The organism is Flavobacterium sp. 20NA77.7 (assembly GCF_031326205.1).
Taxonomy (GTDB): Bacteria; Bacteroidota; Bacteroidia; order Flavobacteriales; family Flavobacteriaceae; genus Flavobacterium; species Flavobacterium nakdongensis.
This window is the reverse complement of record NZ_CP133721.1, coordinates 2,095,771-2,121,469: the sequence shown is the minus strand read 5'-3', so window position 1 is coordinate 2,121,469 and position 25,699 is coordinate 2,095,771. Positions and strand designations below refer to the sequence as shown.

18 protein-coding genes are annotated in these 25,699 nt (G+C 32.6%); 9 read left to right on the top strand and 9 right to left on the bottom strand.

Translation table 11 applies throughout. The features are described from left to right. Positions 1-28 precede the first annotated feature (28 nt). Complete coding sequence (locus RF683_RS09465) at positions 29-3,490, top strand: efflux RND transporter permease subunit (RefSeq protein WP_309532044.1); 3,462 nt, start codon at positions 29-31, stop codon at positions 3,488-3,490. A 56-nt stretch (positions 3,491-3,546) separates the two neighbouring features. Here the strand turns inward: RF683_RS09465 and mscL are convergent, their stop codons facing one another. From mscL to RF683_RS09450, 3 genes are read right to left on the bottom strand one after another with little or no spacing between them, the layout of a single operon-like run. Beyond that, complete coding sequence (mscL, locus tag RF683_RS09460) at positions 3,547-3,918, bottom strand: large conductance mechanosensitive channel protein MscL (RefSeq protein ID WP_309532043.1); 372 nt, start codon at positions 3,916-3,918, stop codon at positions 3,547-3,549. Positions 3,919-3,962: 44 nt separating this feature from the next. After that, positions 3,963-6,404, bottom strand: a complete 2,442-nt coding sequence (locus RF683_RS09455) for a bifunctional UDP-N-acetylmuramoyl-tripeptide:D-alanyl-D-alanine ligase/alanine racemase (protein WP_309532041.1) — start codon at positions 6,402-6,404, stop codon at positions 3,963-3,965. Then, entirely contained in the window at positions 6,404-6,997 is a 594-nt protein-coding gene (locus RF683_RS09450) for a thymidine kinase (RefSeq protein WP_309532040.1), read from the bottom strand. Before RF683_RS09450 ends, RF683_RS09455 begins: the two co-directional genes overlap by 1 nt. Positions 6,998-7,192: 195 nt before the next feature. On the opposite strand from RF683_RS09450, the gene RF683_RS09445 reads away from it, so the two are divergent. The 5 genes from RF683_RS09445 (at position 7,193) to RF683_RS09425 (ending at position 12,643) form a co-directional block, all read left to right on the top strand. Further along, on the top strand, positions 7,193-8,107 hold the full coding sequence (locus RF683_RS09445; protein ID WP_309532039.1) for a hypothetical protein: 915 nt from the start codon (positions 7,193-7,195) through the stop codon (positions 8,105-8,107). A gap of 49 nt (positions 8,108-8,156) precedes the next feature. Next, entirely contained in the window at positions 8,157-8,834 is a 678-nt protein-coding gene (rsmI, locus tag RF683_RS09440; protein ID WP_309532038.1) for a 16S rRNA (cytidine(1402)-2'-O)-methyltransferase, read from the top strand. Between the two features lie 11 nt (positions 8,835-8,845). Then, positions 8,846-9,160: a HopJ type III effector protein gene (locus RF683_RS09435; protein ID WP_309532037.1), complete on the top strand. Its 315-nt coding sequence runs from the start codon at positions 8,846-8,848 to the stop codon at positions 9,158-9,160. Positions 9,161-9,358: 198 nt separating this feature from the next. Beyond that, positions 9,359-11,053: a single-stranded-DNA-specific exonuclease RecJ gene (gene recJ, locus RF683_RS09430; protein WP_309532036.1), complete on the top strand. Its 1,695-nt coding sequence runs from the start codon at positions 9,359-9,361 to the stop codon at positions 11,051-11,053. Positions 11,054-11,401: 348 nt separating this feature from the next. Next, positions 11,402-12,643: an MFS transporter gene (locus RF683_RS09425; protein ID WP_309532035.1), complete on the top strand. Its 1,242-nt coding sequence runs from the start codon at positions 11,402-11,404 to the stop codon at positions 12,641-12,643. Between the two features lie 137 nt (positions 12,644-12,780). Here the strand turns inward: RF683_RS09425 and RF683_RS09420 are convergent, their stop codons facing one another. Both RF683_RS09420 and RF683_RS09415 read right to left on the bottom strand, forming a co-directional pair. Next, positions 12,781-13,530, bottom strand: a complete 750-nt coding sequence (locus RF683_RS09420; RefSeq protein ID WP_408733701.1) for a UDP-2,3-diacylglucosamine diphosphatase — start codon at positions 13,528-13,530, stop codon at positions 12,781-12,783. Positions 13,531-13,552: 22 nt separating this feature from the next. Continuing rightward, positions 13,553-14,005, bottom strand: a complete 453-nt coding sequence (locus tag RF683_RS09415) for a 6-pyruvoyl trahydropterin synthase family protein (RefSeq protein ID WP_309532033.1) — start codon at positions 14,003-14,005, stop codon at positions 13,553-13,555. Positions 14,006-14,081: 76 nt separating this feature from the next. Between RF683_RS09415 and RF683_RS09410 the strand changes: the two genes are divergently transcribed. Next, positions 14,082-14,684 carry a 2OG-Fe(II) oxygenase gene (locus RF683_RS09410; RefSeq protein WP_309532032.1) on the top strand — a complete coding sequence of 201 codons (603 nt, stop codon included), beginning with the start codon at positions 14,082-14,084 and terminating at the stop codon, positions 14,682-14,684. 3 nt (positions 14,685-14,687) lie between these two features. Here RF683_RS09410 and RF683_RS09405 read toward each other — a convergent pair whose 3' ends face one another. The 3 genes from RF683_RS09405 to RF683_RS09395 form a co-directional block, all read right to left on the bottom strand. Further along, positions 14,688-15,434: an enoyl-CoA hydratase/isomerase family protein gene (locus tag RF683_RS09405; RefSeq protein ID WP_309532031.1), complete on the bottom strand. Its 747-nt coding sequence runs from the start codon at positions 15,432-15,434 to the stop codon at positions 14,688-14,690. Between the two features lies 1 nt (position 15,435). Continuing rightward, a complete protein-coding gene (locus RF683_RS09400; RefSeq protein WP_309532030.1) occupies positions 15,436-18,897 on the bottom strand; it encodes a T9SS type B sorting domain-containing protein in 3,462 nt (1,153 codons plus the stop codon). Between the two features lie 88 nt (positions 18,898-18,985). Beyond that, the gene (locus RF683_RS09395) at positions 18,986-19,816 is read right to left on the bottom strand and encodes an Omp28-related outer membrane protein (RefSeq protein WP_309532029.1); all 831 of its coding nucleotides are present in this window, start codon (positions 19,814-19,816) and stop codon (positions 18,986-18,988) included. 101 nt (positions 19,817-19,917) lie between these two features. Between RF683_RS09395 and RF683_RS09390 the strand changes: the two genes are divergently transcribed. Beyond that, a complete protein-coding gene (locus tag RF683_RS09390) occupies positions 19,918-20,400 on the top strand; it encodes a TlpA family protein disulfide reductase (RefSeq protein ID WP_309532028.1) in 483 nt (160 codons plus the stop codon). Between the two features lie 108 nt (positions 20,401-20,508). Next, positions 20,509-22,248, top strand: a complete 1,740-nt coding sequence (locus tag RF683_RS09385) for a DUF6029 family protein (protein WP_309532027.1) — start codon at positions 20,509-20,511, stop codon at positions 22,246-22,248. Here RF683_RS09385 and RF683_RS09380 read toward each other — a convergent pair. Continuing rightward, complete coding sequence (locus RF683_RS09380) at positions 22,245-25,655, bottom strand: hypothetical protein (protein WP_309532026.1); 3,411 nt, start codon at positions 25,653-25,655, stop codon at positions 22,245-22,247. The genes RF683_RS09385 and RF683_RS09380 overlap by 4 nt on opposite strands. Positions 25,656-25,699: the final 44 nt, after the last annotated feature.

The following is a 25,699-nucleotide window of genomic DNA, read 5'->3' as shown; positions in this document are numbered from 1 at the left end:
TTAAACTTGAAGCCTGAAACTAAAATATATGTCACACAAAAATAAAGAATTCGGAATATCAAGTTGGGCTGTAGATAATAGAGTTACAGTGTATATCTTGACGCTACTTATTGTTATTACAGGAGTAATAGCCTATGTTACCATGCCTCGTGAAGATTTTCCTGAAATAATTGAGAATAAAATTTATATTTCTTCAATTTTCCCTGGAAATTCTGCCGAAGACGTAGAAAAATTAATCATTAAACCATTAGAAAAAGAAATTAAAAATATTTCTGGAGTAGAGAAAATCACATCAAGTTCTTTTCAAGATTATGGAATGATAATTGTCGAGTTTGCTGATAAAGTTGGAATTGAAGAGGCTAAAACTAAAATTAAAGACAAAGTTGATATTAAAAAAGCAGATTCAGATTGGCCAAATTTAGACAATGGAAGTAAGGTAGAACCAAGTGTTTTCGAATTAAATATTTCGGAGGAAGTGCCAATTCTGAATATCAATTTGAAGGGTAATTATACCACACAGCAATTAAAAAAATATGGCGAATTATTGCAAGATGATATTGAAGAAATACCAGAAGTTAAAAAAGTTGATATTTTAGGTGTAGATGATAAAGAAGTAGAAATCGCTGTTGACATATTCAAAATGACGGCTGCAAAAGTTTCATTTGATGAAATTCAAAATGCGGTTAAATATGAAAATATGACGCTGTCGGGTGGAAATTTAATTTCGCAAGGCTCTAGAAATAATATTAGAATTGTTGGAGAAATTAAAGACCCAAAAGAATTAGAAAACGTTATTGTTAAATCATTTGGAGGGACGGTTTACTTAAAAGATATAGCATCTATCCGTTTTAAAGAAAAAGAAAAAACAACGTATGCGCGTGAAAAAGGTCAGGAAGTAGTGATGCTGAATGTAAAAAAACGTTCAAACCAAAATATGATTTCTGCTATTGAGCAAGTAAAAGAAAAGTTAGAAAAAGCAAAAGCCTCTTATTTACCATCAAACTTAATTATTGAACTTTCAAATGATCAATCTTCTCGTGTTGAGCATCAAGTAGACGAATTATCTAATCATATCATTTTTGGAATTGTATTAGTAATGATTGTCTTAATGTTTACCATGGGATTACGAAATTCGTTGTTTGTAGGAGCAGCTATTCCACTTTCAATGTTGATGGCATTTACAATATTAAATGCTTTTGGTTTAACCTTAAATACGATGGTTCTTTTTGGATTAGTTATGGGATTAGGTATGCTCGTAGATGATGGGATTGTAGTTGTAGATAATGTATTTGCTAATATGAAAAAAGGCATGGACAAAGTTTCAGCTTCTAAAATTGGTATTGGTGAAATAGCTTGGCCTGTAATTTCTTCTACAGCCACCACCTTAATGGCATTTTTACCTTTTGCCTTATGGCCCGGAACAATGGGAAAATTTATGAAATATTTTCCAATAACCTTAACGGTAACACTAACCGCATCATTATTTGTGGCAATGGTTGTCAATGCAGCTATGACAGGTGGTTCTATGGATACTGAAGATAGAAATGTTTCAAATAAATCAGCCAAGTTATATACAATTATATTCAGTGTAGTTGGAATTGTATTTGTGCTATTAGGACATTTAACTGATTCTACTTTTGCAAAAGCAATTGGACATTTGGCTATTATTTCATTAGGATTAATGTGGTTATATAAAATCAAATTATACCAATGGACGCAAGATTTTCAGCATAACTTTTTCCCAAAAATGGAAGATAAGTATAAAAATTTCTTAGCTAAAATTTTAACAGGTAAAAGAGCTTGGTTGGCATTAGTAACTATCATTGGGATGTTGTTCTTCTCTTTTATGTTGTTAGGAATTTTCCCTAGAAAAGTCTTGTTTTTCCCAGATAATATTCCAAATCAGGTAATCACATATATTGAATATCCCCAAGGAACCGATATTGAAAAGACAAATAAAGCCACTCTATTTGTTGAAAAACAAGTGATTTCAATTTTAGATAAATATGTGGATAAAAAAACAAATAAAAATTATTTGGCAGAGTCTATTGTGTCTCAAGTAGGCGTAGGTGCTGGAAACCCAAATGTAGATGCTGGTTCGGCTTCAGAGACACCTTATAAAGGAAAAGTAACGGTTAATTTCTCTGAATTTAAATTTAGACAAGGCGTAAATACGTCTGATGTATTAGATGAAATTAGAGCAAAAGTTAAAGGAATTGCTGGAGCAAAAGTTACCGTAGAAAAAGATGCGAATGGACCGCCAGCAGGATACCCTATAAGTATTCAATTAACAGGTTCTGATTATCAAGAAATGCTAGTTGAAGCAGATAAAATGATTGCGTTTATCAATTCTAAAAATATTTCAGGCATTGAACGTTTAAGTGTGGATGTAAATAAAGATAGTCCCGAGTTAGAAGTAAAAGTAGATCGTGTAAGTGCGGGAAGTTTAGGTGTCTCAACAGGGCAATTAGGGTTTAATTTGCGTCGTTCTGTATATGGACAAGAAATTTCCACCTATAAAGAAGGTGATGACGATTACAACATTACCATGCGTATGCAAGATGACCAACGTAAAAATGAAGATGTATTGTTCAATCAATCTTTAACTTTCAGAAATCAAAATAATGGACAAATGATGCAAGTGCCTATTTCTGCGGTTTCAGAAACGAAAAAAACGACTACATATAACCAAATTAAAAGAAAAAACCAAAAACGCATCATGACAATTTATTCTAATGTGTTAACGGGTTATAATGGAGATGAAATTACCAAACAAATTGGGGAAGAATTGAAAGCGTATGAGTTTCCTAAATCAATAAGTTATTCGTTTTCTGGAGTGCAAGAAGAGCAAGGTAAAAATCAAAGTTTCTTGATGTATGCATTGTTTTTAGCATTAGCTGGGATTACCATTATTATTGTGCTTCAATTTAACTCTGTTTCAAAAACAATGGTAATCTTATTTACTGTATTATTAAGCTTTAGTGGGGTTTTCTATGGTTATGTAATTGCCAATATGGATTTCGTCATCTTAATGACTATGATGGGGATTATTTCGCTTGCGGGAATAGTGGTAAAAAATGGTATTGTATTAATGGACTTCTTTGTGTTGTTATTAGATAAAAAAGTAGCAGATAATAACTTACAAAGCCATGATGACTTATCTTTAGAAGAAATAAAAGAAATAATTATTGAATCTGGGAAATCTCGTTTAAGACCTGTTTTATTAACGGCATTAACTGCAGTGTTAGGGTTAATTCCCTTAGCTATAGGTTTGAACTTCGATTTCTTTTCATTAGTTACCGAATTAAATCCTCATTTATATATGGGTGGTGATAATGTAATTTTCTGGGGACCATTAGCTTGGACTATTATCTTTGGATTAACGTATGCTACGGTATTAACATTAGTTATGGTGCCTGTAATGTTTTACTTGGTGAAACGAGTAAAATATTGGCTACGAGATAGAAAAACAACTGATATTATGGCTTAATCATAGTTTTGTTTGTTAAAAAAGCTGTTTCGAGAGAAACAGCTTTTTTGTACAATTTATTTTTTCAATAAATCTCTAATTTCGGTTAATAGTTCTTCTTGAGAAGGACCTTTAGGTATAGTAGGTACCGGAGCTTCTTTTTTCTTTGCGGCATTCATCCCTTTGATAAGTAAAAACAAAACAAAGGCAACGATAATAAAGTTAATTATAGCAGAAAGAAACATGCCGTATTTTACTCCTCCAAAAATGGTTAATTCTTCTATTTTAGTAAGGTTTGCAGCTTCTAAAGCTGGCTTAAGTACTAAGGGAGTAATAACGTCTTCAATAAAGGAGCTAACAATTTTTCCAAAAGCACCACCGATTATAACCCCTACTGCTAAATCGACTACATTGCCACGCATGGCAAATTCTTTAAATTCTTTGAGCATAGTAAATGATATTAAATGTTTGAAACGAAAGTAAAAAAAATTACTTAATTTTTATAAAAAACACGTGGCACACGCTGTGAAATACCTGTAATAATTTCGTATGGAATGGTACCAATGACTTTTGCCATTTCTACTATAGAAGGTTGTGTACCAAAAACAATTACTTCATCATTTTCTTGACAATCAATGTTTGTTACATCAACAATAAGCATGTCCATACAAATAGTACCAACTATAGTGGCTTTTTGTTGGTTAATGAGTACATATCCCTTTTCATTGCCCCAAGCACGTCTTATACCATCGGCATAGCCAACAGGAATGGTGGCGATATTCATTTTTTTAGGGGCAATAAATTTTCGGTTATAACTGATGCTTTCTCCAGCATCTATGGATCTAATTTGTGAAATAATACTTTTTAACGTACTCACATTTTCTAACTGTTTATACTCCTCTTCAGAATTTCCAAAACCATAAATACCAATACCTAATCGAACCATTTCAAATTGATATTCGGCATAGTTAAAAATCCCAGAAGTGTTTAGTATATGGCGAGTTGGTTTGTATTGAATTGCACTTGTTATAATAGTATATGCGTCTGAGAAAAGTTCAATTTGTTTTAAGGTAAACGCTTTTTCATTTACATCATCACTAGCGGCTAAATGTGAAAATATACTTTTTACTTGAACTAAATTGTTTTGATGTATCAACTGAATCAACGGCTCAATTTCTGCAGTATTGAAACCTAAACGATGCATACCCGTATCTATTTTAATATGTATTGGGTATTGATGTAGATTTTTTTGTTTTGCTAATTCAAGAAAGGATTTTAATCCATTTAAAGAATAAATTTCAGGTTCCAAATTATAAGCAATGATGGCATTAAAACTACTGTTCTCAGGATTTAGCACCATAATAGGAAGTGTAATTCCTGCTTTTCTTAATTCGATTCCTTCATCGGCAAATGCAACCCCTAAATAAGCAACTTTTAGATGTTCTAAATGTTTAGCAATTTCATAGCCACCGCTTCCATATCCAAACGCTTTCACCATAACCATAATTTTAGTTTCTGGTTTAAGTTTGCTCTTATAATAATTTAAATTAGCCGTTAGTGCATCTAAATTAATTTCTAGTTTGGTTTCGTGTTTTTTCTCCTCAAGAAGCACAATAATTTCTTCAAAATGAAAATTTCTCGCACCTTTAACAAGTATCGTTTCATTTTGAAAGGATTGGGTATTAAACTGCTGTAAAAAAACGAGTGTTGAAGGGAAACAAAATACATTTGGCAAATCTTTTAATTGAGCACTAATGGTTTCACCTATAGCAATTATTCTATCAATTTTGCTGTTTTGTAACGCCTTAATTACATTGGTGTATAATTGTTTTGGGTCTAAGCCGCTCTGAAAAATATCTGATAGTATAATTGTCTTTTTTTGATGTAATTTTTGTTGGTCTAAAAAATCCAAGGCAATTTTTAATGACTGGTAATCACTCGAAAAGCTATCGTCAATGAGTAAGCAATTATTGATTCCTTTTTTTGCCTGAAGTCTAATTTCAACTGCATATAATTGTGAAATACGTGAGCCAATAACTTCTGGTATAATCCCAAGATAAAGCATTGAAGCTATACAAGTTAAACTATTTTCCACTGCTGATTCTTCGGTAAATGGGATCCAAATACTAAAAGAGTTGTTTTGATACTTTAGTGTAATATGTGTTTTTTGCTCCTTTTTTTCTTTAGAAAGCACTACAACATCTGCATTTTTATTTTCAAAACTCCACGTAAAGGACGAACAATTTAAATGTTTTTCAACAAAATCATTCTTTTCAAGAATAACGACTTTACAATTTTTAAAAAGTTTTAATTTTTCAATTAATTTTTGTTCGGTGTTTTGAAAACCCTCGTCATGAGCTGTTCCTAAATGGGTAAACACCCCTATATTTGGCTGAATAATAGTTGCTAAAGCATCCATTTCGCCTTTTTCTGAAATGCCCGCTTCAAAAATGCCTAAATTATGTTTTTCATTAATCCCAAAAATAGAAAGCGGCACTCCCACTTGCGAATTATAACTTTTAGGGCTTCGGACTATTGCGTAATCTGGACTTAATAGAAAATTTAGCCATTCTTTTACTATCGTTTTTCCGTTGCTACCAGTAACTCCAATTGTTTCTATTGAAAAAGCTTTTTTATAAGCTGTTGCCATTTTTTGTAAGGCTTTGGCACTATCTTGCACCACACAAAAATGGGCTTTATCTTCAAATTCAGCAGGAATATATTCTACGATAAAGTAAGAAACACCTTTGAAAATTAGAGATGCGATAAATTCATGCGCATCATGATTTTGACCTTTTAAGCAAAAAAATAAGGTAGTTGCACTATTTTGTAGCGACCGACTATCAATTGAAATATGATCAAATTCTACATTTTCAGCATGATTTGAAAACGATGTGTTTAATGTTTCTTCAATAAAAAAAGTAGAAATAGTCATTATTCTTCTTCTTTTTGTTCACGCATTGCTTTGTAATAGGCAGCTCTGCTTAAAGGTTCATATTCTTCTGTTTCTCCTAGCAAAACCAAGTTTTCACTCGCCGCTTTTCTGTAACTGTAATGGGCTAAGTTTCCTGTTCGTGTACAAACCGCATGAACTTTGGTTACATATTCGGCAGTAGCCATTAAGGCAGGCATAGGGCCAAATGGATTTCCTTTAAAGTCCATGTCTAAACCAGCTACAATTACACGAATGCCACTATTAGCTAAGTCATTGCAAATAGTAATAATTTCATCATCAAAAAATTGAGCCTCATCAATTCCTACAACATCACATCCTTGGGCTAATATTCTAATGTTCTCAGCTGCAGGAACAGGGGTAGAACGAATTTCATTAGCGTCATGAGAAACTACCATTTCATCGTGGTAACGAGTGTCAATGGCGGGTTTAAAAATTTCCACTTTTTGTTTAGCAAATTGTGCTCTTTTTAAACGTCTAATTAATTCTTCTGTTTTACCAGAAAACATAGAACCACAAATGACTTCTATCCAACCAAATTGTTCTTCTTGATTTACCGTATTTTCGAGAAACATTTTATATATTTCGTGTTTTAAATTTGAAATTATTTTACCTTTGTAAAACAAACAAATGTATTAAAAATTCGTTTATACCTAAATCTAGTTTTATAAAAAGTTATAAAACAGCCTTAAACTAAGGACTAGTGAAAGTAAATGTTTTGAAAACAAGCTATTTACAGTATAAATGATAACTATAAAAACACCAAACTTATGAAGAAAAAAATTGAAGGAGAATTAATTAGCATAGCACATCGCTTATTAAAACTTAACAATTATAAAGAAACAGCACAATTACAGGATGAGGTAAAGAAATTGTATGAACAATTAACCGTATTGCGTTTTTATGAAGAAAATTTTGAGTTAGTTACAAATGAAATACCTGACACTGTTTTTGAAGAAAAACTAGAAAAAACAGTTGTAGGTGTTATTGAAGTAGATGAAGATGAAGTAGACGAAGTAGAATTTGCTGCTCCAGCTCATATTCAAGAAATGGAAGAAGAATTTTTTTCAAACGAAGTGATTCAAGAGGCACCTGTACAAAGTTTACCTTTGGAAGAAAAGCTTGAAATTGAAGAGGAACCAATTGAAAATGAAGTAGAAAGAGAAGAAGTGCCGCTTATTGAAGAAATAGTACATGAAGCGAAGGAAGTTCCTAAAAAAGACACCAGTATTATTGGCACAACCGTTTCCAAACAAATTAGTTTAGACGATATTTTAGTTCACGATTATAAAGAAACAGAATTTGTAAAAAAAGATGATAATTCGGTTGCCGCTTCTCCTGTGAAACAAGAAATTGTTGAACCCTCAGTTGCTAACGAAATTGAAATGGAGTCACCAGCACTATCTTTTGAAGAAGAAAAAACAGAAGAAACAACTAAAGAAGAAGTGGTGCATGGAAAAGCTATAGTTTTAGCTTTGAACGATAGAATTGCATTTGAAAAAAATCTATTTGCAGGGAATACAGATGACTTAAACAGAGTGCTTTCACAATTAAACACCTTTACAAATTTAGAAGAAGCAAGATCATTTGTTTTAGATTTTGTAAAACCAGATTATAATAATTGGGCAGGAAAAGAAGAATTTGAGACGCGTTTTTTAGAAATAGTCGAACAAAAGTTTAATTAGTTAAACGTATTTGAATTTTGTAAAAACGATTAACTACTAACCAAAATAAATGAGTAAATTATACATAGTTCCTACGCCAATTGGCAATTTAGAAGACATGACTTTTAGAGCGATTGCCGTTTTGAAGGAAGTTGATTTAATTTTAGCCGAAGACACACGAACAAGTGGAAAATTACTCAAACATTTTGAAATTACCACGCACATGCACAGCCACCACATGCACAACGAACACAAAACAGTTGAAAACGTAGTGAAACGCATTCAAGCAGGCGAAACGATTGCATTAATTTCCGATGCAGGAACCCCAGCCATTTCTGATCCTGGATTTTTATTAACTCGCGCTTGTGTGGAAAACGGAATTGAAGTAGATTGTTTACCTGGAGCGACAGCTTTTGTACCGGCTTTGGTAAATAGCGGTTTACCGAATGATAAATTCGTTTTCGAAGGCTTTTTACCCGATAAAAAAGGAAGACAAACACGTTTTTTGGCTTTACAAGAAGAATATCGCACCATGATTTTTTATGTATCGCCACACAAATTAAATAAAACCTTAGCCGAATTTATTCAGTATTTCGGTGCCAATAGACCCATTTCTGTTTCCAGAGAAATCTCAAAATTACACGAAGAAACCATACGTGGAACTGCCGAAGAAGTTTTAAAACACTTTGAAGCAAAACCGGCAAAAGGGGAAATTGTGGTTTGTGTTGGGGGAAAGAGTTTAAAATAATCAGTTAAAAAATGAAAAATCTACTCAACAAAAAATCTTTCCCAGAAACCATTGCTTTCATTGATGAAAACTATACGTTCACATCAACGACTTTCAAAAACGGCAATCAAATAAACAATGCTGGTGAAAATAACGGTTTGTGTAAAATTTTTGCATTTGCTCAATTGCAGCAATTTACCAAAGAAGAAACGTTATCGTTATTCGGAGATTTCTATCAAGATGTATTAAACTCACCAGAAGCTTCCGACCATCAAAATATAAGGAATTTTATGATTTTCGGTTGGGATAGCATTCATTTTGATGGCGAACCTTTACAAGTCAAGTAAAAAGTAAATTTTAGCGAATTAAACTATTATTTTTTGCCACGGATTACATGATTACAAAGGATTTAATCCTTATAACTAAGAAATCAGAGGTTGAAATTAAAAATATTTATACCTTTGTCATTCAATACTATAAGCCAAAATAACAGAGTTCAAACTAAAGTTCTGAATTCTAATTTCTAAATTCTAATTTTTAAAACTATGCGTTGGAATCTAAAATCAAAGCCAGAAAAAGAAAAAGTACAAGCCTTACAAAACGCCCTTCAAGTAGATGAAATCATCGCTACTTTATTAGTTCAAAGAGGAATAGAAACCTACGAACAAGCCAAAACATTTTTCCGTCCCACTTTAGAAGATTTGCACAATCCGTATCTAATGAAAGATATGGACAAAGCCGTTTCTCGTATCGAAAAAGCCATTGCCAATAACGAAAATATTTTAGTTTTTGGCGATTATGATGTAGATGGGACAACCGCTGTTTCTTTAGTTTCGAGTTATTTACGAAGTTTTTATCCCAATGTGGCGACATACATTCCAGATCGATATAACGAAGGTTACGGCATTTCATATCTCGGAATTGACTATGCAGAAGACAACGATATGTCTTTAATAATCGCACTCGATTGTGGTATTAAATCGATTGACCACGTAACGTATGCCAAAGCAAAAAACATCGATTTCATCATTTGCGACCATCACCGACCTGGCGATATTTTACCAGATGCCATTGCAGTTTTAGATCCAAAACGTACTGATTGCAGTTACCCGTATGACGAATTATGTGGTTGCGGTGTCGGATTTAAATTGATTCAGGCTTTAGCCGAAAACAGAAACCAAACTATTGAAGATTTGCTTCCTTATTTAGATTTGGTAGCGACTGCCATTGCTGCAGATATTGTTCCAATTACGGGTGAAAATAGGGTTTTAGCTAAATTTGGATTAGAAGTGATTAATTCCAATCCGCGACCAGGAATTAAAGCCTTAATTCAAAATGTAAAGAAAAAAATCTTAACCATTACCGATGTGGTTTTTATCGTAGCACCAAGAATCAATGCTGCAGGAAGAGTGAAACACGGTAACGAAGCCGTGGCACTTTTAACCGAATACAATTTAGAACAAGCGGAACAATTTGCTTCTGAAATTGAGCAACATAATTCGGACAGAAAAGAATTAGACAAACAAATTACTAAAGAAGCGTTACTTCAAATCGAAGAAAACAACGAGCAAAACCGATTTTCAACGGTTGTTTATCAAGAAAATTGGCACAAAGGAGTCATCGGAATTGTCGCATCTCGATTGGTTGAAAAGTATTATCGTCCAACTATCGTATTTACAAAAAGTGGCGATAAATTAGCGGCTTCGGCACGTTCTGTAAAAGATTTTGACGTGTATAATGCGTTAGAAGCGTGTGCCGAACATTTGGAACAATTTGGAGGACATATGTATGCTGCAGGGATGACATTGAAAGAAGAAAATTACGAAAATTTCAAAAATGCGTTTGAAAATGAAGTTAAAAAAACCATTCATCCCGATTTATTAATTCCTGAAATTTCCTATGATACCGAAATCGAATTGTCCGAAATCAATTCGAAATTAATGCGTTTGCTGAAACAATTCGAACCTTTTGGGCCAGAAAATATGACACCAGTTTTTTTGTCGAAAAATATTATCGATTCAGGTTATGCTAAAACATTGGGTAACGATGCGCAACATTTAAAAGCCTTCGTGAAACAAAATAATTCGCCAAATTTTAATGCGATTGGTTTTGGACTTGGAGCTAAAATAGATGTTGTAAAAAACAGAAATCCGTTTGAATCCGTTTATGTTTTAGAAGAAAACGAATGGAACGGAACGGTTAGTTTGCAATTGCAATTGCGTGATGTAAGAACCAATTAAAAGTAAAAAGTGAAAAGTAAAAAGACATCATTCGAATTGCTTATACTATCTTACATAACTTATATGGTTATTAAAAAAGTAGAAAGTCTGAGGTGTTAAATAATTCCAACATCGTCACTTCGAGTGTTTTTTATAAAATTGCCCAAGCTATTTTGTAAAAAATATATCGAGAACAACTGAAAACTAGCGTTTCTATAGTTCTCGATACAATTTTAGTAAGCAAAAATTAGTGTTTTTCCTTACTAAAATCACTCGAAATGACGGGCTTGGTAAAAAGTAAAATGAATATTAAATAATAAAATTTTTGCGACCTTTGCGAGAATATTCGCGTCTTTGCGGTAAAAAACTATGACAAAAAAAGACCCATTTTCAGCCTTACGAATACCAGAATTTCGTTGGTTTATACTTATGCGATTAGCCATTGTCTTGGCTTGGTCTATGCAATTTGTCTTAATTGAATGGGAAGTATACCGTATTACCAAAGACCCTTGGTCATTAGGATTAATTGGACTTATGGAAGTAATTCCGGCTATAGTTATGGCATTATTTGCCGGGCACATTGTAGACCAATCCGAAAAAAGAAGTATGCTGCTCAAATGTTTTGCAGGAACGGCAACAATCAGTATTTTATTTTGTTATTTGACTCATCCTGAAACCGCTAAAACCATTGGAAAACAACCCTTTTTATATGCCATTTATGCCTTAGTTTTTTTAGGTGGCATCATTCGGGCATTTATCATTCCATCTGTTTTTAGTTTGTTAGGATTAATTGTTCCAAAAACACAATTCACCAACGCGGCTACTTGGAGCAGCTCGTCTTGGCAAGTTTCTGCCGTAATCGGTCCCGCTTTAGCTGGATTTTTAATTGGCGGAATTGGCGTTTTCAATGCTATGATTTTCGTGACAATTTCTATTTTTTTAGGAATTTTTATGCTGTTACAAATCAGTAAAAAACCTATTTTAAATAAAAAAATTGGCGAACCTATTACGGAAAGTTTAAAAGCTGGAATTAGATTTGTATTTCAAAATAAAATTATTTTAAACGCACTTTCGTTAGATATGTTTGCGGTTTTATTTGGCGGTGTCGTAGCCTTATTGCCTATTTTTGCACAAGATATTTTACAAGTAGGTTCAGAAGGTTTCGGAATTTTAAGAGCTGCGCCAGCTATTGGTGGATTGCTAACTATGCTGGCTTCTACGATGTTTTCCATCGAAAAAAATACAGGTAAAAAATTACTATTAGCCGTTTTCGGATTTGGAATTTGTATTATCGTTTTCGGATTATCCCAAAACTTTTGGATCTCGGTAATTGCTTTATTTTTAAGTGGCGTTACCGATGGATTTTCTGTGGTCATTCGTTCTACAATTCTTCAAATTTATACGCCCGATGATATGCGCGGAAGAGTTTCATCCGTAAATTCCATTTTTGTGGGTTCTTCAAACGAATTAGGAGCCTTTGAAAGCGGTCTAACTTCTAAATTATTTGGAGTAGTAAATGCGGTAGTTTTTGGAGGCATTATGACTTTACTCGTAGTAGGAACTACTGCAGTTGCTTCACCAAAATTCAGAGATTTACAAATAGAAAAGTAATTTTCGGGCGTTACCACAAGGGTCGGGCTGTACGCTATATCTCCGATTAGCAAAAACTACAAATAAATTTTTGTTTTTGTTTATCGGAGGATGCCGCTTCCATCCCTAACGCAAATTCGTTTTCAAAACCACTTTTGTTATTCGTATTTTTTCAATTCAAATGTTTCGCCATCAAAAACGCCATAGGTAAAATAGCCAATCCAATCGCCTAAGTTGATGTATTTTGACTGTTCATTTAAAGTAATTTCCATAGGTAAATGGCGGTGTCCAAAAACAAAAAAATCATAATGCTTTGTTTCTAATTTACGTTTGCAATATTGCACCAGCCATTCGTTTTCTTCACCTAAAAATTTCACATCTTCAGCACCAGAAATAAGCTTGTTTTTAATCGACAAGTATTGCGCTAATTTCACCCCAATATCTGGATGTAACCAACGAAACAACCATTTTGAAAACGGATTGGTAAATACTTTTTTCATGCGTTTGTAACCCATGTCGCCAGGACCTTTTCCGTCACCATGACCTATTAAAAACGTTTTACCGTTAAAGGTAAATTCTTTATTGTCGTGGTAAACAGGAATATTGAGTTCTTTTTCAAAATAATCGCCCATCCATAAATCGTGGTTTCCAACGAAGAAATAAATAGGAATTCCAGCATCTTTTATTTCGGCTAATTTTCCTAAAACCCGAATAAAACCTTTAGGAACAACCGTTTTATATTCGAACCAAAAATCAAATAAATCGCCTAATAAAAAAATGGCTTCAGCATCTTTTTTTACTTCATCTAACCATTGCACAAATTTCTGTTCTCTAGGAAAACTAATTTCTGAAGTTGGCGCACCAAAATGTTGGTCGGAAGCAAAGTATATTTTTTTTGGATTCAAAATCTTTTTTTAACAAATGTAGTAATTAAAAATTATCACTAGCATACCATTCAGCAAAAGATGTTTCCGTTTCTTGTAGTTTAAGCGAAAACAATTTTATAGTATCCGGCAAACGATTTTTGATTTTGGTAGAAAAGTCAATTACCATATTCTCGCTGGTAGGCTGGTAATCTACTAAAATTACGTGGTGACCTCTGTCTTTTAATTCTTTTGCTAATTCAATATGAGGTGTATTTTGATTAAATACTGTAGCATGGTCAAAGATATCTACTATTTCTTCTTTTACAATTTTTTTTAAATCACCAAAGTCTATTACCATTCCAAATTTCACATTTGAGGAGTCTGTAATAGGTTCGCCAATTACCGTTACAGATAATTTGTAACTATGTCCGTGAACATTTTTACATTTTCCGTCATAGCCAAAAAGAGCATGGCCTGTTTCAAAATTAAATTGTTTAGTAATTCTAATTTTACTCATAAGATTGTCTTTGAACGACAAAATTAATAAATATAATCGCTAAAAAATCAATTATATTTGTAATAAAATAAAGAACATGAATCGTAATCATCTTTATGAAACAATAATTGATGGAATTTTAGAACACGAATATGCTGTTGTAGATCATTTTTTTACATCTGATGAAGTTAATACACTTCGTAAAGGTTTAGATGATGCATTTGCTGCTACACAGTTTAAAAAATCTGCTATTGGTAATAAAATAGACGAAAAAATTATTGAAGCTGTTCGAGGTGATTATATTTTGTGGTTAGATGAAGCACATCAGACAGCATCATCAGCTGTTTTTTTTAGTAAAGTACAAGATTTTGTAGCGTACCTTAATGCTACTTGTTTTTTAGGAATATCTACTAAGGAATTTCATTATGCTGTTTATCCAGAAGGCACTTTTTATAAAAGGCATTTAGATATTTTTCAAAATGATAAACGACGAAGATTATCTTTAGTTTGTTATTTAAATGATGAAAATTGGTTGCCAGAATATGGTGGTGCATTAGTAATTTATAAGGACAACGAAGCAATAACCATTTATCCTGAGAAAGGGCGTGTTGTTATTTTTGATAGTCAAAAACTGGAACATGAAGTAATGCCTGTAAAGCGGGAAAGATTTAGTATTACAGGTTGGTTAAAAACCAGCTAATCTTTATTTTTTGAATGCTTTTAATGCATTTTTTGTAAAATTAGATAATACAAGTTCCCCAGAAATTTTTGCTCGTTCGGGTAATAAGGTTTCCCAATGTGAAGTTCCTTCCCAAAAAACGTTTTTCAAAGCACGAATCGCATCACGATTGTAACTTGCTAATTGAGTTGCTAAAGTTAATGCTACTTCCTCTAAAGTTTCTTTGGTAGCAAGTTGTGAATAGAGGCCTTTTTCAAATGCCCACTTAGCGTCTTTCCATTCATTTGCCGTTAATGCTAGTTCAGACATCGCTGTTTTCCCAATTTTTCTACTCACTGCAGGTTCAATAACAAAAGGGCCTATTCCAATAGTTAATTCAGATAATTTTATTGCTGCTTCTGGAGTAGCAATGACATAATCACATGCTGCTAAAAGTCCAACACCACCTCCCACAGCTTTTCCTTGTGCTTTTCCAATAATTAATTTAGAACAAGTTCGCATAGCATTGATAACGTTTGCAAAGCCTGCGAAGAATTTTTCACCCGATGTTACATCTGTAATTTGGAGTAATTCATCAAAAGAAGCTCCTGCACAAAACGTATTGCCTTCACTTTGAAGTACAAGAATCTGTACTTCAGAATGTGTATCTAGCTCATTTATTGTGCTTACTAATTTTTCTAATTGTTTACTAGGGAAACTATTTCCTGCAGGATGGAAAAATGTAATAAAGCCAATAGCATTTTTTATTTCAGAATGTATATAAGGTTCCATATTATCTTTTTAATGAAAAATGGGATTTAAACTCTTTGAACTGATTATTTTCTTTGTATTCAATTTTAAACCAATAGTCTGTAGAAGTTAAAGGCTGACCATTGAATGTTCCATCCCAGCCTACTTCATTAGGTTTCAATCTTTTTATTAATTTTCCATAGCGATCGTAAATATAAATTTTGGCTTCAAAATTTGGAGTTAACCCGTTTATGTTCCAAAAATCATTGTAACTATCCCCATTTGGTGTAAAGAAATTTGGATACGAAATAGTTTGAATAGGATTTGAAAAACGAATATCACAATGCTCTTTATCTCTTACTTGAACAATATAAGTCCCGTTTTCTAAATTGGTAAAAATTGGACTGTCTTGCCAATCTATACCATCTAAACTGTATTCATATTCGCCAAATCCTCCTGTTGCATTAGCCTGAATACTTGAAAGACCAGAGCTAAATAAAGGGGTTATTAATACCGCAGTTACCGATACAGGTGGAGAAGAAGTGGTAATTACTATCTCATCTTGACGTATACAGTTTGTAGCAGTATTTGTTACAACAACCGAATAAGTGCCTGTTTGATGTGCATTAAAAAAAGCGGTTTGATTTCCAAAAGCATCTAGTGATGGATTTGTAGGTGTCCAAACATAAGAATAAACTCCTGGGGTTTGAGGTGTAGCGTTGATACTATAACTACCTGTTCCTGTAACAGGATTTACACATACTAACATCGTTTCTGGCAGGTCAAAATTAGGTAAAGGATTTACTTTTAATGAGATATATGGTCCTAATCCCACACAATCGTTAAATAAATTACTATCTATACGAACCCATATAACCTGAAGGTTTGGTACTGTATTTCTGAAGTTGGTTAGATTTGTAATTGCATTTGTTTCCGCTAATGCATTAGCTTGTGAAGTGTAATATGTAACCGTTAAGTTTTGATTGCCAGGAAACAAAGCTAAAATTGTAGAGGTTGCATTTGTAAAACTAAAATAATCATAACCATCATCACTTGGGTCTGTGGCACTAATATAATCATCACATTCATTCATAACGATGTTAAAAGTACTAGGTACTTGTGTTGTGGAAACTAATAAATTAACTTTTGAAATTCTAAAACAACCTTTGTCATTTACAATTCTAGTCCAAACAACACCATTGTTTGCTGAAATATAATTACTGCTATTTGCAATTGCATTAGTCCCGCTAATTGCATCAGCTTGTAAGGCATAATAAGTAAAAGTTAAGTTTGTCCCAGAAGTAATTATAGAATTAGCTTCTGTTAAATTGAATGTACTTATTGCATCTGTATCATCATCACATTGTTTTAAATTTACCTCATTTAAGACAATCGGTTTTGGGGTTACTTTTGCCAAAAAGCTTGAGGTATTGAAACAATTAGTTATGCTATTCGTTATACGAACATATATAGTTGTATTTCCACCCACATATGTAGTTATTGGATTTAGATTAGATGTTGCATCAGTATTTGAAATATGGTACGTAACAATAATATTGCTTAATGACCCTATAATTTCTGAAGTTTTATTGGTTAATGTAAAAGTGGTTTGTCCATTTGTATCATCTCCATCTGCATTCGTATCACATTCTTCTAAGTCAGTAATAGTATTTATAACAGGCAAAGCATTATTCGTAACAGTTACAGAAGCTGTTAATTCGGGACAAACAGCAGTTGCTGGAAGTGTATAAGTGTAAATACCACTTGTATCAACTGCGGGATTAAAGATGCTTGTTCCGCTTGCTAAAGCTGGAGACCATGTACCGCCTGGCGTAATATTTGTTCCTAAAAGTGAAATTAAGTCAAAACTTGATTCATTAATACATGTATTCTTTGTTGTGCTTATTCCGGGATTATTTCCAGGCTGAACGGATACATTGACTTTTACACTTACTGTTACGAGGGAAGCATTACAATCTTTAGTAAACGTATAAATATATTCCCCAGGTATATTTACAGCAGGGTTGAATATGTTCCCGTTTAAAGGCGCGCCTCCTGCTGGTACAGTCCATGTTCCTCCTGTTCCAGGATTCCCGCTTATTTCGTCAAATAAATTTTTAGTAGCTGAAGAACAAACCACTACGTCTGTATCTTGTGGCGCACTTCCAAATCCAGAATAATATCCTGCATAACCCGCTGCACCACTTGCTCCAAAAACACCTACCGCTAAAGGGCCTGTAGAAACTACATTTACATTTCCACTATAACCATTTAGTCTATAAGTAACCCAGTCCGTGTTTCCAAGAACTGTTTGAGCTTGAGTAGCACTAATTGTTGCTCCATTCACGGTTAGTGTTGCCGATGAATAGGTTAAAATCATTAACGAACTATTATATGTAGTTGATCCAATTGCATCTACTGCTGGTAAATTTACAGAATTCTGAAAAAAGCAACTTAATGGAGGAATAAAATTTAAGCCGGATGTTGGATATGAAGCTGCACCACCAATAAGCTGATAAGCAAAAACAGGTTTAGAAGCAGTTACATAAATATTTTTATTTATTGTGCCTTGGTAATAAGACGCGGGAATTCTTAAAAAATCTCCAGCATTAAGAGTTTGTAGGGGCGTGGCGCTTCCATTAACAAATACATCTGTATTGTCTTCATTAGCAATTAGTAAAGGATTTTCCATATCGTCAAGTCCATTACCTCTAATAAAAATATATTCTGTTCCGATTTGAGATGCAGAAACAATTTGGTCTAATGTTAAGTCCGAACCATTATTTGAAACACCCCCGTGTGCATTACCAGTATTAACTGCAACTGGTTTTGTTGCGGTAAGCAACGCTCCAATAAATCCAGTATGATTATTCACATTATCGGCGTATCCACTAAAAACAATTGTTTGACCTGCATTTAAAGTAAAAGTTTGTGAATCATCATTTAGTATGCCTGCACCAGAAACAAACGTAACATTTGAATTGTAATCTGATAATGTAATGGTTGTGTTATCTTCAGTTGCCATTACGCTGGAAACGAAATTTCTAAGGCTAATTTCACCTCCTTGAGGTGTACTGCCTAATCTAAAACTTGTACCAATACCGGGACGACCTTTTGAGATTAATGTTTCGGCATGATTTGCAGCTCGCATTCTAAAACTCACATAAAAATCCTTTGATCCTTGAAGAATTAAACCTTTATCTGATTTTACAATGTTCACATCTGTCATGTCTAAAAACATACTAGTAGGTTGGCCAACACCAACATTCACTACCACAGGTGTGTTTTGTGAAATTGTAAATGGAGATCCTGTTACAGGCACCCCATCTCCAGTTGTAACTGTAACTTGAAAAGGATTGGTCTCGGGTGTAGATAAATATAAAAAATGACCTTCAATAGCCGTTTCGTCTCTTGAATGTAAAGGTGGAATCCAATGTTTGTTGCTCAATTGAGCATTTGCTGTTGCAAAAAATATAATAAAAACAAATGTTATTAATCTTTTCATAAAAGAAATCTTGAACAACAAAAATACCTTAAAAATACTAGATAAAAAAAAAAGACGCATTAATGCGTCTTTTTTAACATATTTTTTATTATTGATTTTCTTGAAAAGTTTGATTTACATTTGGTAAAGCAGCTCTAACATTAATTGCTTTGTTATCAGTTCCAATTACAAAAGCAACAAATGATAAATTCGATGCATTGGCAACATTACTAGGCACATTAACAGTGAAATTTCTTGTATAAATATCACCATCATTTGTGTTACTTGTAATTGCATCACCTAATATATTGGTTAAACTAGCTCTTAAAACGTTGTCATGTTCAAAATTTTGAATGGTAGAAACACCACCATAATAAGAAGTATAGTTAGTTTGGTTGTAAATTAAATTGTTTTCTAAAGCATAAACAACTAATTTTAAACCAGTCATGTTAGCATCAAATTTAACTTTAACATCTAAATTTATTGTTCCGTTTGCTACAGTCGAATTCATAGCAATACCTAAATCTGCATTGGGTCCAGTTTGATTTTTAACTTGAATTGTGTTGTTTGGTTCTGGGTAAGCCCAATCTAATGTTCTGTTAATCATTGCAGTAGGGTATCCCGTTAAGTTAATTTGAGATTCTAAAGTTGAACCTTCCGCAAAATTATAAGGGTCATTACCTCTATGAATAGCAACCGGTACAGCTGTAATATTTTGCTCTAATACCTTTTCTATTCCATAAGCAACACGAGGACAATAACCACACCATGTACCTGTAAAATCTTCAATTAAAACATTTTTTGTAAATTTTCCAGCTATGGGAGTAACAGGAGTTGATCCACCACCGTTTCCATTTCCTCCAGAATTGTCATCGCTTCCGCCACATGAAGTTAATAAAATTGCAGCTAATAATAATGCTGATGTAGTAAGTTTTTTCATAATAATGATTGTTTTTTAGTAGTTTGTATCACAAATAACGTCAATTATTTCATATAAAACAAAAAAAATGGTTTATTTGTATGAAATTAATAATTTGAACAATGAAAAAAAATATAGTAGTTATCTTTTTGTTTTTCTGTGTCATAGGATGGTCACAAAAAAAACTCCCAAACGTTTCTCTTAAAAATATTGAAGGAACATCTGTTTCGACCACCAACAATTTTAATGAAAAAGATAAATTATATGTTTTTTCGTTTTGGGCAACTTGGTGTGCGCCATGCATTCAAGAATTAGATGCAATAAATGATGTTTATGAAGAGTGGCAAACAAAATCAAACGTTCAAATCATAGCCGTTTCTGTAGATGATTCAAGAACCACAAAACGTGTTAAGCCATTAGTAAATGGTAAAGCATGGGAGTATGAAGTTCTTTTAGATACGAATCAAGAGTTTAAAAGAAGTTTAGGTATAGCGAATGTGCCCTATTTAATTATTGTTAAAAATGGTGAAATAGTATTCACACAAAATGGTCATGCGCCTGGAAGCGAAGGACAATTATTAGAAGAATTATTGAAATTGAAGTAACAAAAAATTTATCTATGAAATCGCTATTAACAAAAAGTTTGTGCAAACAAACACCAATGAAAATAAAGCGATACCATATGACCTTAAAAAAACAATAAATATTTACATATGAAAAAATATCTCATTTTAACAACATTTCTATTTGGTATAGCATTACATGCACAAGATAAAGATACTATAAAATCAAAATTAAAATTATCTGGAAGTTATGAAGGAAATGGACAATGGTATACAAATGATGTAAATAGAGGTATTCAACACAACTCGATTCCGCTACGATCAAATAATTATTTATTGCTCAATTTGAATTATGGTAAATTTACTATTGGCACTCAAGTAGAATCTTATACAAATGAAGCGTTATTAAATTATAATCCTAAATTTTCTAAAACTAATTTCGGAACATATTATGCACGGTATAAATCAACAAAATTAGAAATTAATATAGGTCATTTTTATGAGCAATTTGGGAGCGGTTTAGCTTTAAGGAGTTGGGAAGATCGTTCCTTGGGTATAAATAATGCGCTTCGAGGAGGAAGAATTATTTACAAACCATTCGAATCTATAACGTTAACCGCTTTATATGGAAAACAACGTTCTGGATTTGAAGTTACTAAAGGCACTACCATTGGTTTTAATGCAGAAATGAATGTAGCTCAATTATTTGACTTCACTTCTTTCGAATTAAATTATGGATTTAGTTACGTAAATAGAAATGATAAATTACCAGCTGGGATTACAAATTTTAGTGAAAACACAGCAGTAGTCTCAAATAGAATCGGTTTTGAAAAAAATAATTTTTATGTAAATGTTGAGCATGATTTAAAATCTAAAGACGCGATTCTACAAGGGAATAATCTTAATTATAATTTTGTAAAACCAGGTAATGCTTTTTTAGTAAATTTAGGTTATTCACAAAAAGGATTTGGCCTGGATGCTAATTTGAGACGAATAGAGAATATGTTTTTCCTTTCAGAGCGTCAATTAGAAGTTTATTCGCCAGAAAATACAAGTTTAAATTATAATGATAAATTAATGAACTATATTCCTAGTTTAACAAAACAACATCATTCTAATTTAGCTAACATTTATGTGTACCAAGCGCAAGGTAAAACCGCTATGCAATATGATGAGCAAATACAAAAATTTGGAGAAATAGGCGGACAAATAGACTTATTTTACGAGTTTAAAAAAGGATCCCCACTTGGTGGCAAGTATGGAACTAAATTAGCAGTTAATGCATCTTCTTGGTATAATTTAAAAGGAACGTATGCCTATTATAATTCTAATGGCGAATATGCACCTAATTATAATACGAATATATTAGGATCAAGTCAAAAGTATTTTTCAGATTATAGTATCGAAATAACTAAAAAATTGAGCTCAAAAGTAAAAGGAAATATTACCTATATCAATCAATATTATAACGATCAATATATAAGAGGCATTTTTCAAAAATCATTAGTAAAATCAAACATTCTGTTTGCTGAAGCAACTGTTGTATTGCCTCGGGCAAAATCGTTTACAATAGCAGCAGAACATATGTGGGCTGATGCAGATAGAAAAAATTGGTTAGGAGGTTCTTTAGAATATAACCATAACGAAAAATGGTCTTTCTTTGCCACAGACATGTTTAATTATGGGTTTGATTCGAATACGCATACAATAAGCGAAATAGATTTATTTGATATTCATTTTTATAATTTTGGAACAGCATATAAAAAAGGGAGCACTAGAATTGCATTGAATTATGGAAGACAACGAGGTGGATTAGTTTGTGCAGGTGGTGTGTGTAGATTTGTTCCACCAAGTACGGGATTAGGTATTCAAATAAGTACAACGTTCTAAAAAAACGCGCGCAATTGAATAGTTCCTGTATGTATAGCAGGGCTATTCGTTGCTTTTCTTCCTTGGTAGTTTATTGATATATCTAAATATTGTGTCATGCTTTTTTGTAAACTTACTTGCCAAGTTGTATTTTTTCCTGCCTGTAATCCTTCTAATAGCTGAAATCCAACGGGAGATGTAGCATTCCCCTTAAAATCGTTATTGTAATATATAATACTTCCATTACTTGTGAGGCCTTTTGAACTATTCCAAATAAAATGTGTTCCAAATTGTTGTTGCTTTAAGGATTCTAAGTTTCCAATAGTATTGTTTTTTGTACTATTTTTATAAAATATTTCCCAACTTGCATTTTTTGAAAATAAAAAACTTACTTTGGGTTGCCAATCTAATGTGTGGAGTTCAAAATTTCTACTCGCATAGTTATCCGACTTGCTTTCTGAATTTCCACTTCCAGCAATAAATTGTAACAACCAGAATTTTTTTACTAAATGTGCATATTGGATTTGATGTGCGCGTAAATGATTTTTTTGGTTGCTAAAGTTTAATAAGTTTTTTACAGCGTTTGAGGTGTAATTGTAGGTAACGGCATGTCGTTGCTTACCTTTGTTATAAAATAAGCTATTTCTAAACGATTGATTCAATCCAATTAGTTCGTTTTCATTATATGTAAATGGATTCCATTCAAAAGCATTGCCTATACGCTTCACTTTCTTATCAACAATAAAAGCCATTTGGTTATAAAATTTTGAAGCTAATTTTTTAATCCCTGAGGCATTTTGCCAAACGGCACCATTAAAAGAAAGAGATTGACTTAAACGGTTTTGAAACGTATTGACAAATACCTGATTGGGTAAAAATAGTTTCACGTATTTGGCTAAATCAGGGAAAGTAGCAATTTCAAATTCTTGTAATTCTTGAATGCCATTTCCGTTATAATCATTCCACATGTAAATGCCACGGCCCGCATCGACTTCTAAATAGGTAAATTCTTGTTGCGCAATGGTTCCTGATGAAGTTTCGTAAAAAGTAGTGTTCTGAATCAATTGTTTAAAATAACTATCTGTATAAGAAATTCTACTATTGAACGAAGGTTGGTTTTTTGTGCCATTTGTAAATTTTAAATTTCTATAATTTAAAAATACACGCAAGCTTCTTGTATCTGTTTTAAATAATTGTGCATTTAAATAGGTTGAAAATGATTGATTAACACGTTCTAAAGCATTGTTTTTTAAACTATCATTCGTTCTAATCAAGTAACCTACTTCGGTAAAAATTTTGGTCGAATCCCCTCTTCCAATAAAATTTCCAAATTCTGAAAAACGTTGTGTATGGGTTGTTAAATTTTGAGTGGCACTATTAAAATCTTTATTGTATTCATATCTGAAGTTTCCACCAATATAATTTTTTTTCCAATGGTATTTGGATGTGGTTTGGTTTCTTACAAAATTAGTTTCATTTAAATTACTGCTACTTTTCATCGCACTTCCGTTAGTTTGAAAAACAAAACCGCTTTTTTTGATAATAGTTTGAAAATTATGTTTATTCCCTGAAAAGGTTTGGGTGTACATCAATTTTTCAAAATTATAATTACCTTTCAGTAACCATTTTCTAGTTGTGTGTGAACTAAAATCAACGCCTCCATTAAGTAGTAATTGGTTCCCCATAGGATTTAAAATGTTCCAATCTCTTGCAAATTCAATATTGTAAAGGCGTTCTATAGGTTTAAAATTTTGTTGAACATAATACAATGACGTAAACGCATCTATAATACAATTTTTTGAAAATAATCGTTGTTTAACTTTAAATTTTCCTGCAATACCTTTGTTGTCAGAATCGTTTATTGATGAGTATAAATTTTTGTCATATGTACTTGTAGCTACTTCTGCTTCAATATTAGTTTTTTCAGAAGGATTGTAGCTACTCATAATTGTAGCAATTTGTAGTTTAGTTGGAGCAATTAATCGAATGATGGGTTCATAATTTCCTTGAGGAACGCCAGATATAGGCGTCACATATTCATAAATTTTTCCAATAGCATTGGTACTTATCAACACATAATTTCCTTGGTTAGCACCTACAAATGAAAACTTTACATTATACAACGTTTGTGTGGCATCTGTAGAAAATTGAAATACTTCGGTACTTCCAACCGTTGTTTTGCGATACAATATTTTGTTTTCAGAATAACTATCTATATAGGCAGAAGGGGCATTCATTAGAGAAGCGTCATCGCCAGCATTTTGCAAAACCTGAATTTGTTCCTGCGATAAGGATTGTTGTAAAGGCTGATTTTTAACATCACTTTCTGTGTATATATAGGAGCCAATTTTAAAAGCATTTCTTTCATGTTGTAGGCCACCATAAGTTAAAAAACGAGTAAAATTTCTATCAGAATATTGGTATTCTACAATAATTCGCATTTCTGAAGTAATGGGTTTTGTAGCATTAAAAATAATTTCGCCTGCATTGTAATCGATGATATAATCTTTATTTTCACCTCGTTCTAAAAGTATTCCATTAACATACACTCTTTCAGAGCCAGATATTACAAGTACATACAATTCGCCATTTGTACCCCTAAGTTTATAAGGTCCTTGATTACCTTCTTGGCCAATAAAATTACTTTTAGCATACTGTCCTCTTACTAATGCAGCTGCAAGGTTTGCTGTGGTTTGTTGTTGTGTGTTGCCCCAACTGAATTTAGCATTGAGGCCCTGTACCTTTTTGTTAAAATTTAAAAACGAACTTTGTCTGTTTTCTAAGAATAAATCACCTGCTCTAATACCCCAATTTTTAGCTGCTAATTCAATGAAAATTTGATCAAACTCATCTAATTTTTGCGAATAACCTCCTTCTTGTAATGGAATATTACTGTCTTGTATAGAGGCTCTTAGTGTTACATCATTGGATAGTTTTCCAGAAATTTGTAAATCTAAATTAGAATTTAATACCGTGTTTTGATTATTTCCAACAGTCACAGCTCTTGAAATGCTACCATTTGTTTGTAAACCATTAAAGAGAGGTGTGCTTTTAATTGGTTTTTTTTCTTCTAATGTGAGTAATTTTCCAGCTTCATTGGGAACAATTTTTTTGTCATCATAAATTGTATACGTTTTCGTTAAGAAATCGGGCAAATTAAAATAGGTTATTTCTAGTGTGTCCTGAATCGGTTTCTTAAACAAGAGCGTGTTTTTTGCTGTGTCAAAAAAATAATAGGAGCTATCAACAACTTGTTTTTTTGAAGTATAAATTTTTAAAGAGGGACTAAAAATAGGTAAGGAGTCCACCAAAATTTCTTTTGAAGTATAAAGTAGTTTTTTTGTTTTTCGTGTAGCCGTTTTTTCCTGACTATAACTAGTAGAAATACTAAAACAAAAAAGAAAAAAAGCGACTACATATTTATACATGTTTCAAAAATAGGCATAAATATATAAACGAAGAAAAAAGGTTT

What these genes read in the sequence shown, in the direction of transcription:
- RF683_RS09465 (WP_309532044.1), top strand. Translation starts at nt 29, where the DNA reads ATGTCACACAAAAATAAAGAATTCGGAATATCAAGTTGGGCTGTAGAT.
- mscL (WP_309532043.1), bottom strand. Translation starts at nt 3,918, where the DNA reads ATGCTCAAAGAATTTAAAGAATTTGCCATGCGTGGCAATGTAGTCGAT.
- RF683_RS09455 (WP_309532041.1), bottom strand. Translation starts at nt 6,404, where the DNA reads ATGACTATTTCTACTTTTTTTATTGAAGAAACATTAAACACATCGTTT.
- RF683_RS09450 (WP_309532040.1), bottom strand. Translation starts at nt 6,997, where the DNA reads ATGTTTCTCGAAAATACGGTAAATCAAGAAGAACAATTTGGTTGGATA.
- RF683_RS09445 (WP_309532039.1), top strand. Translation starts at nt 7,193, where the DNA reads ATGAAGAAAAAAATTGAAGGAGAATTAATTAGCATAGCACATCGCTTA.
- rsmI (WP_309532038.1), top strand. Translation starts at nt 8,157, where the DNA reads ATGAGTAAATTATACATAGTTCCTACGCCAATTGGCAATTTAGAAGAC.
- RF683_RS09435 (WP_309532037.1), top strand. Translation starts at nt 8,846, where the DNA reads ATGAAAAATCTACTCAACAAAAAATCTTTCCCAGAAACCATTGCTTTC.
- recJ (WP_309532036.1), top strand. Translation starts at nt 9,359, where the DNA reads ATGCGTTGGAATCTAAAATCAAAGCCAGAAAAAGAAAAAGTACAAGCC.
- RF683_RS09425 (WP_309532035.1), top strand. Translation starts at nt 11,402, where the DNA reads ATGACAAAAAAAGACCCATTTTCAGCCTTACGAATACCAGAATTTCGT.
- RF683_RS09415 (WP_309532033.1), bottom strand. Translation starts at nt 14,005, where the DNA reads ATGAGTAAAATTAGAATTACTAAACAATTTAATTTTGAAACAGGCCAT.
- RF683_RS09410 (WP_309532032.1), top strand. Translation starts at nt 14,082, where the DNA reads ATGAATCGTAATCATCTTTATGAAACAATAATTGATGGAATTTTAGAA.
- RF683_RS09405 (WP_309532031.1), bottom strand. Translation starts at nt 15,434, where the DNA reads ATGGAACCTTATATACATTCTGAAATAAAAAATGCTATTGGCTTTATT.
- RF683_RS09400 (WP_309532030.1), bottom strand. Translation starts at nt 18,897, where the DNA reads ATGAAAAGATTAATAACATTTGTTTTTATTATATTTTTTGCAACAGCA.
- RF683_RS09395 (WP_309532029.1), bottom strand. Translation starts at nt 19,816, where the DNA reads ATGAAAAAACTTACTACATCAGCATTATTATTAGCTGCAATTTTATTA.
- RF683_RS09390 (WP_309532028.1), top strand. Translation starts at nt 19,918, where the DNA reads ATGAAAAAAAATATAGTAGTTATCTTTTTGTTTTTCTGTGTCATAGGA.
- RF683_RS09385 (WP_309532027.1), top strand. Translation starts at nt 20,509, where the DNA reads ATGAAAAAATATCTCATTTTAACAACATTTCTATTTGGTATAGCATTA.
- RF683_RS09380 (WP_309532026.1), bottom strand. Translation starts at nt 25,655, where the DNA reads ATGTATAAATATGTAGTCGCTTTTTTTCTTTTTTGTTTTAGTATTTCT.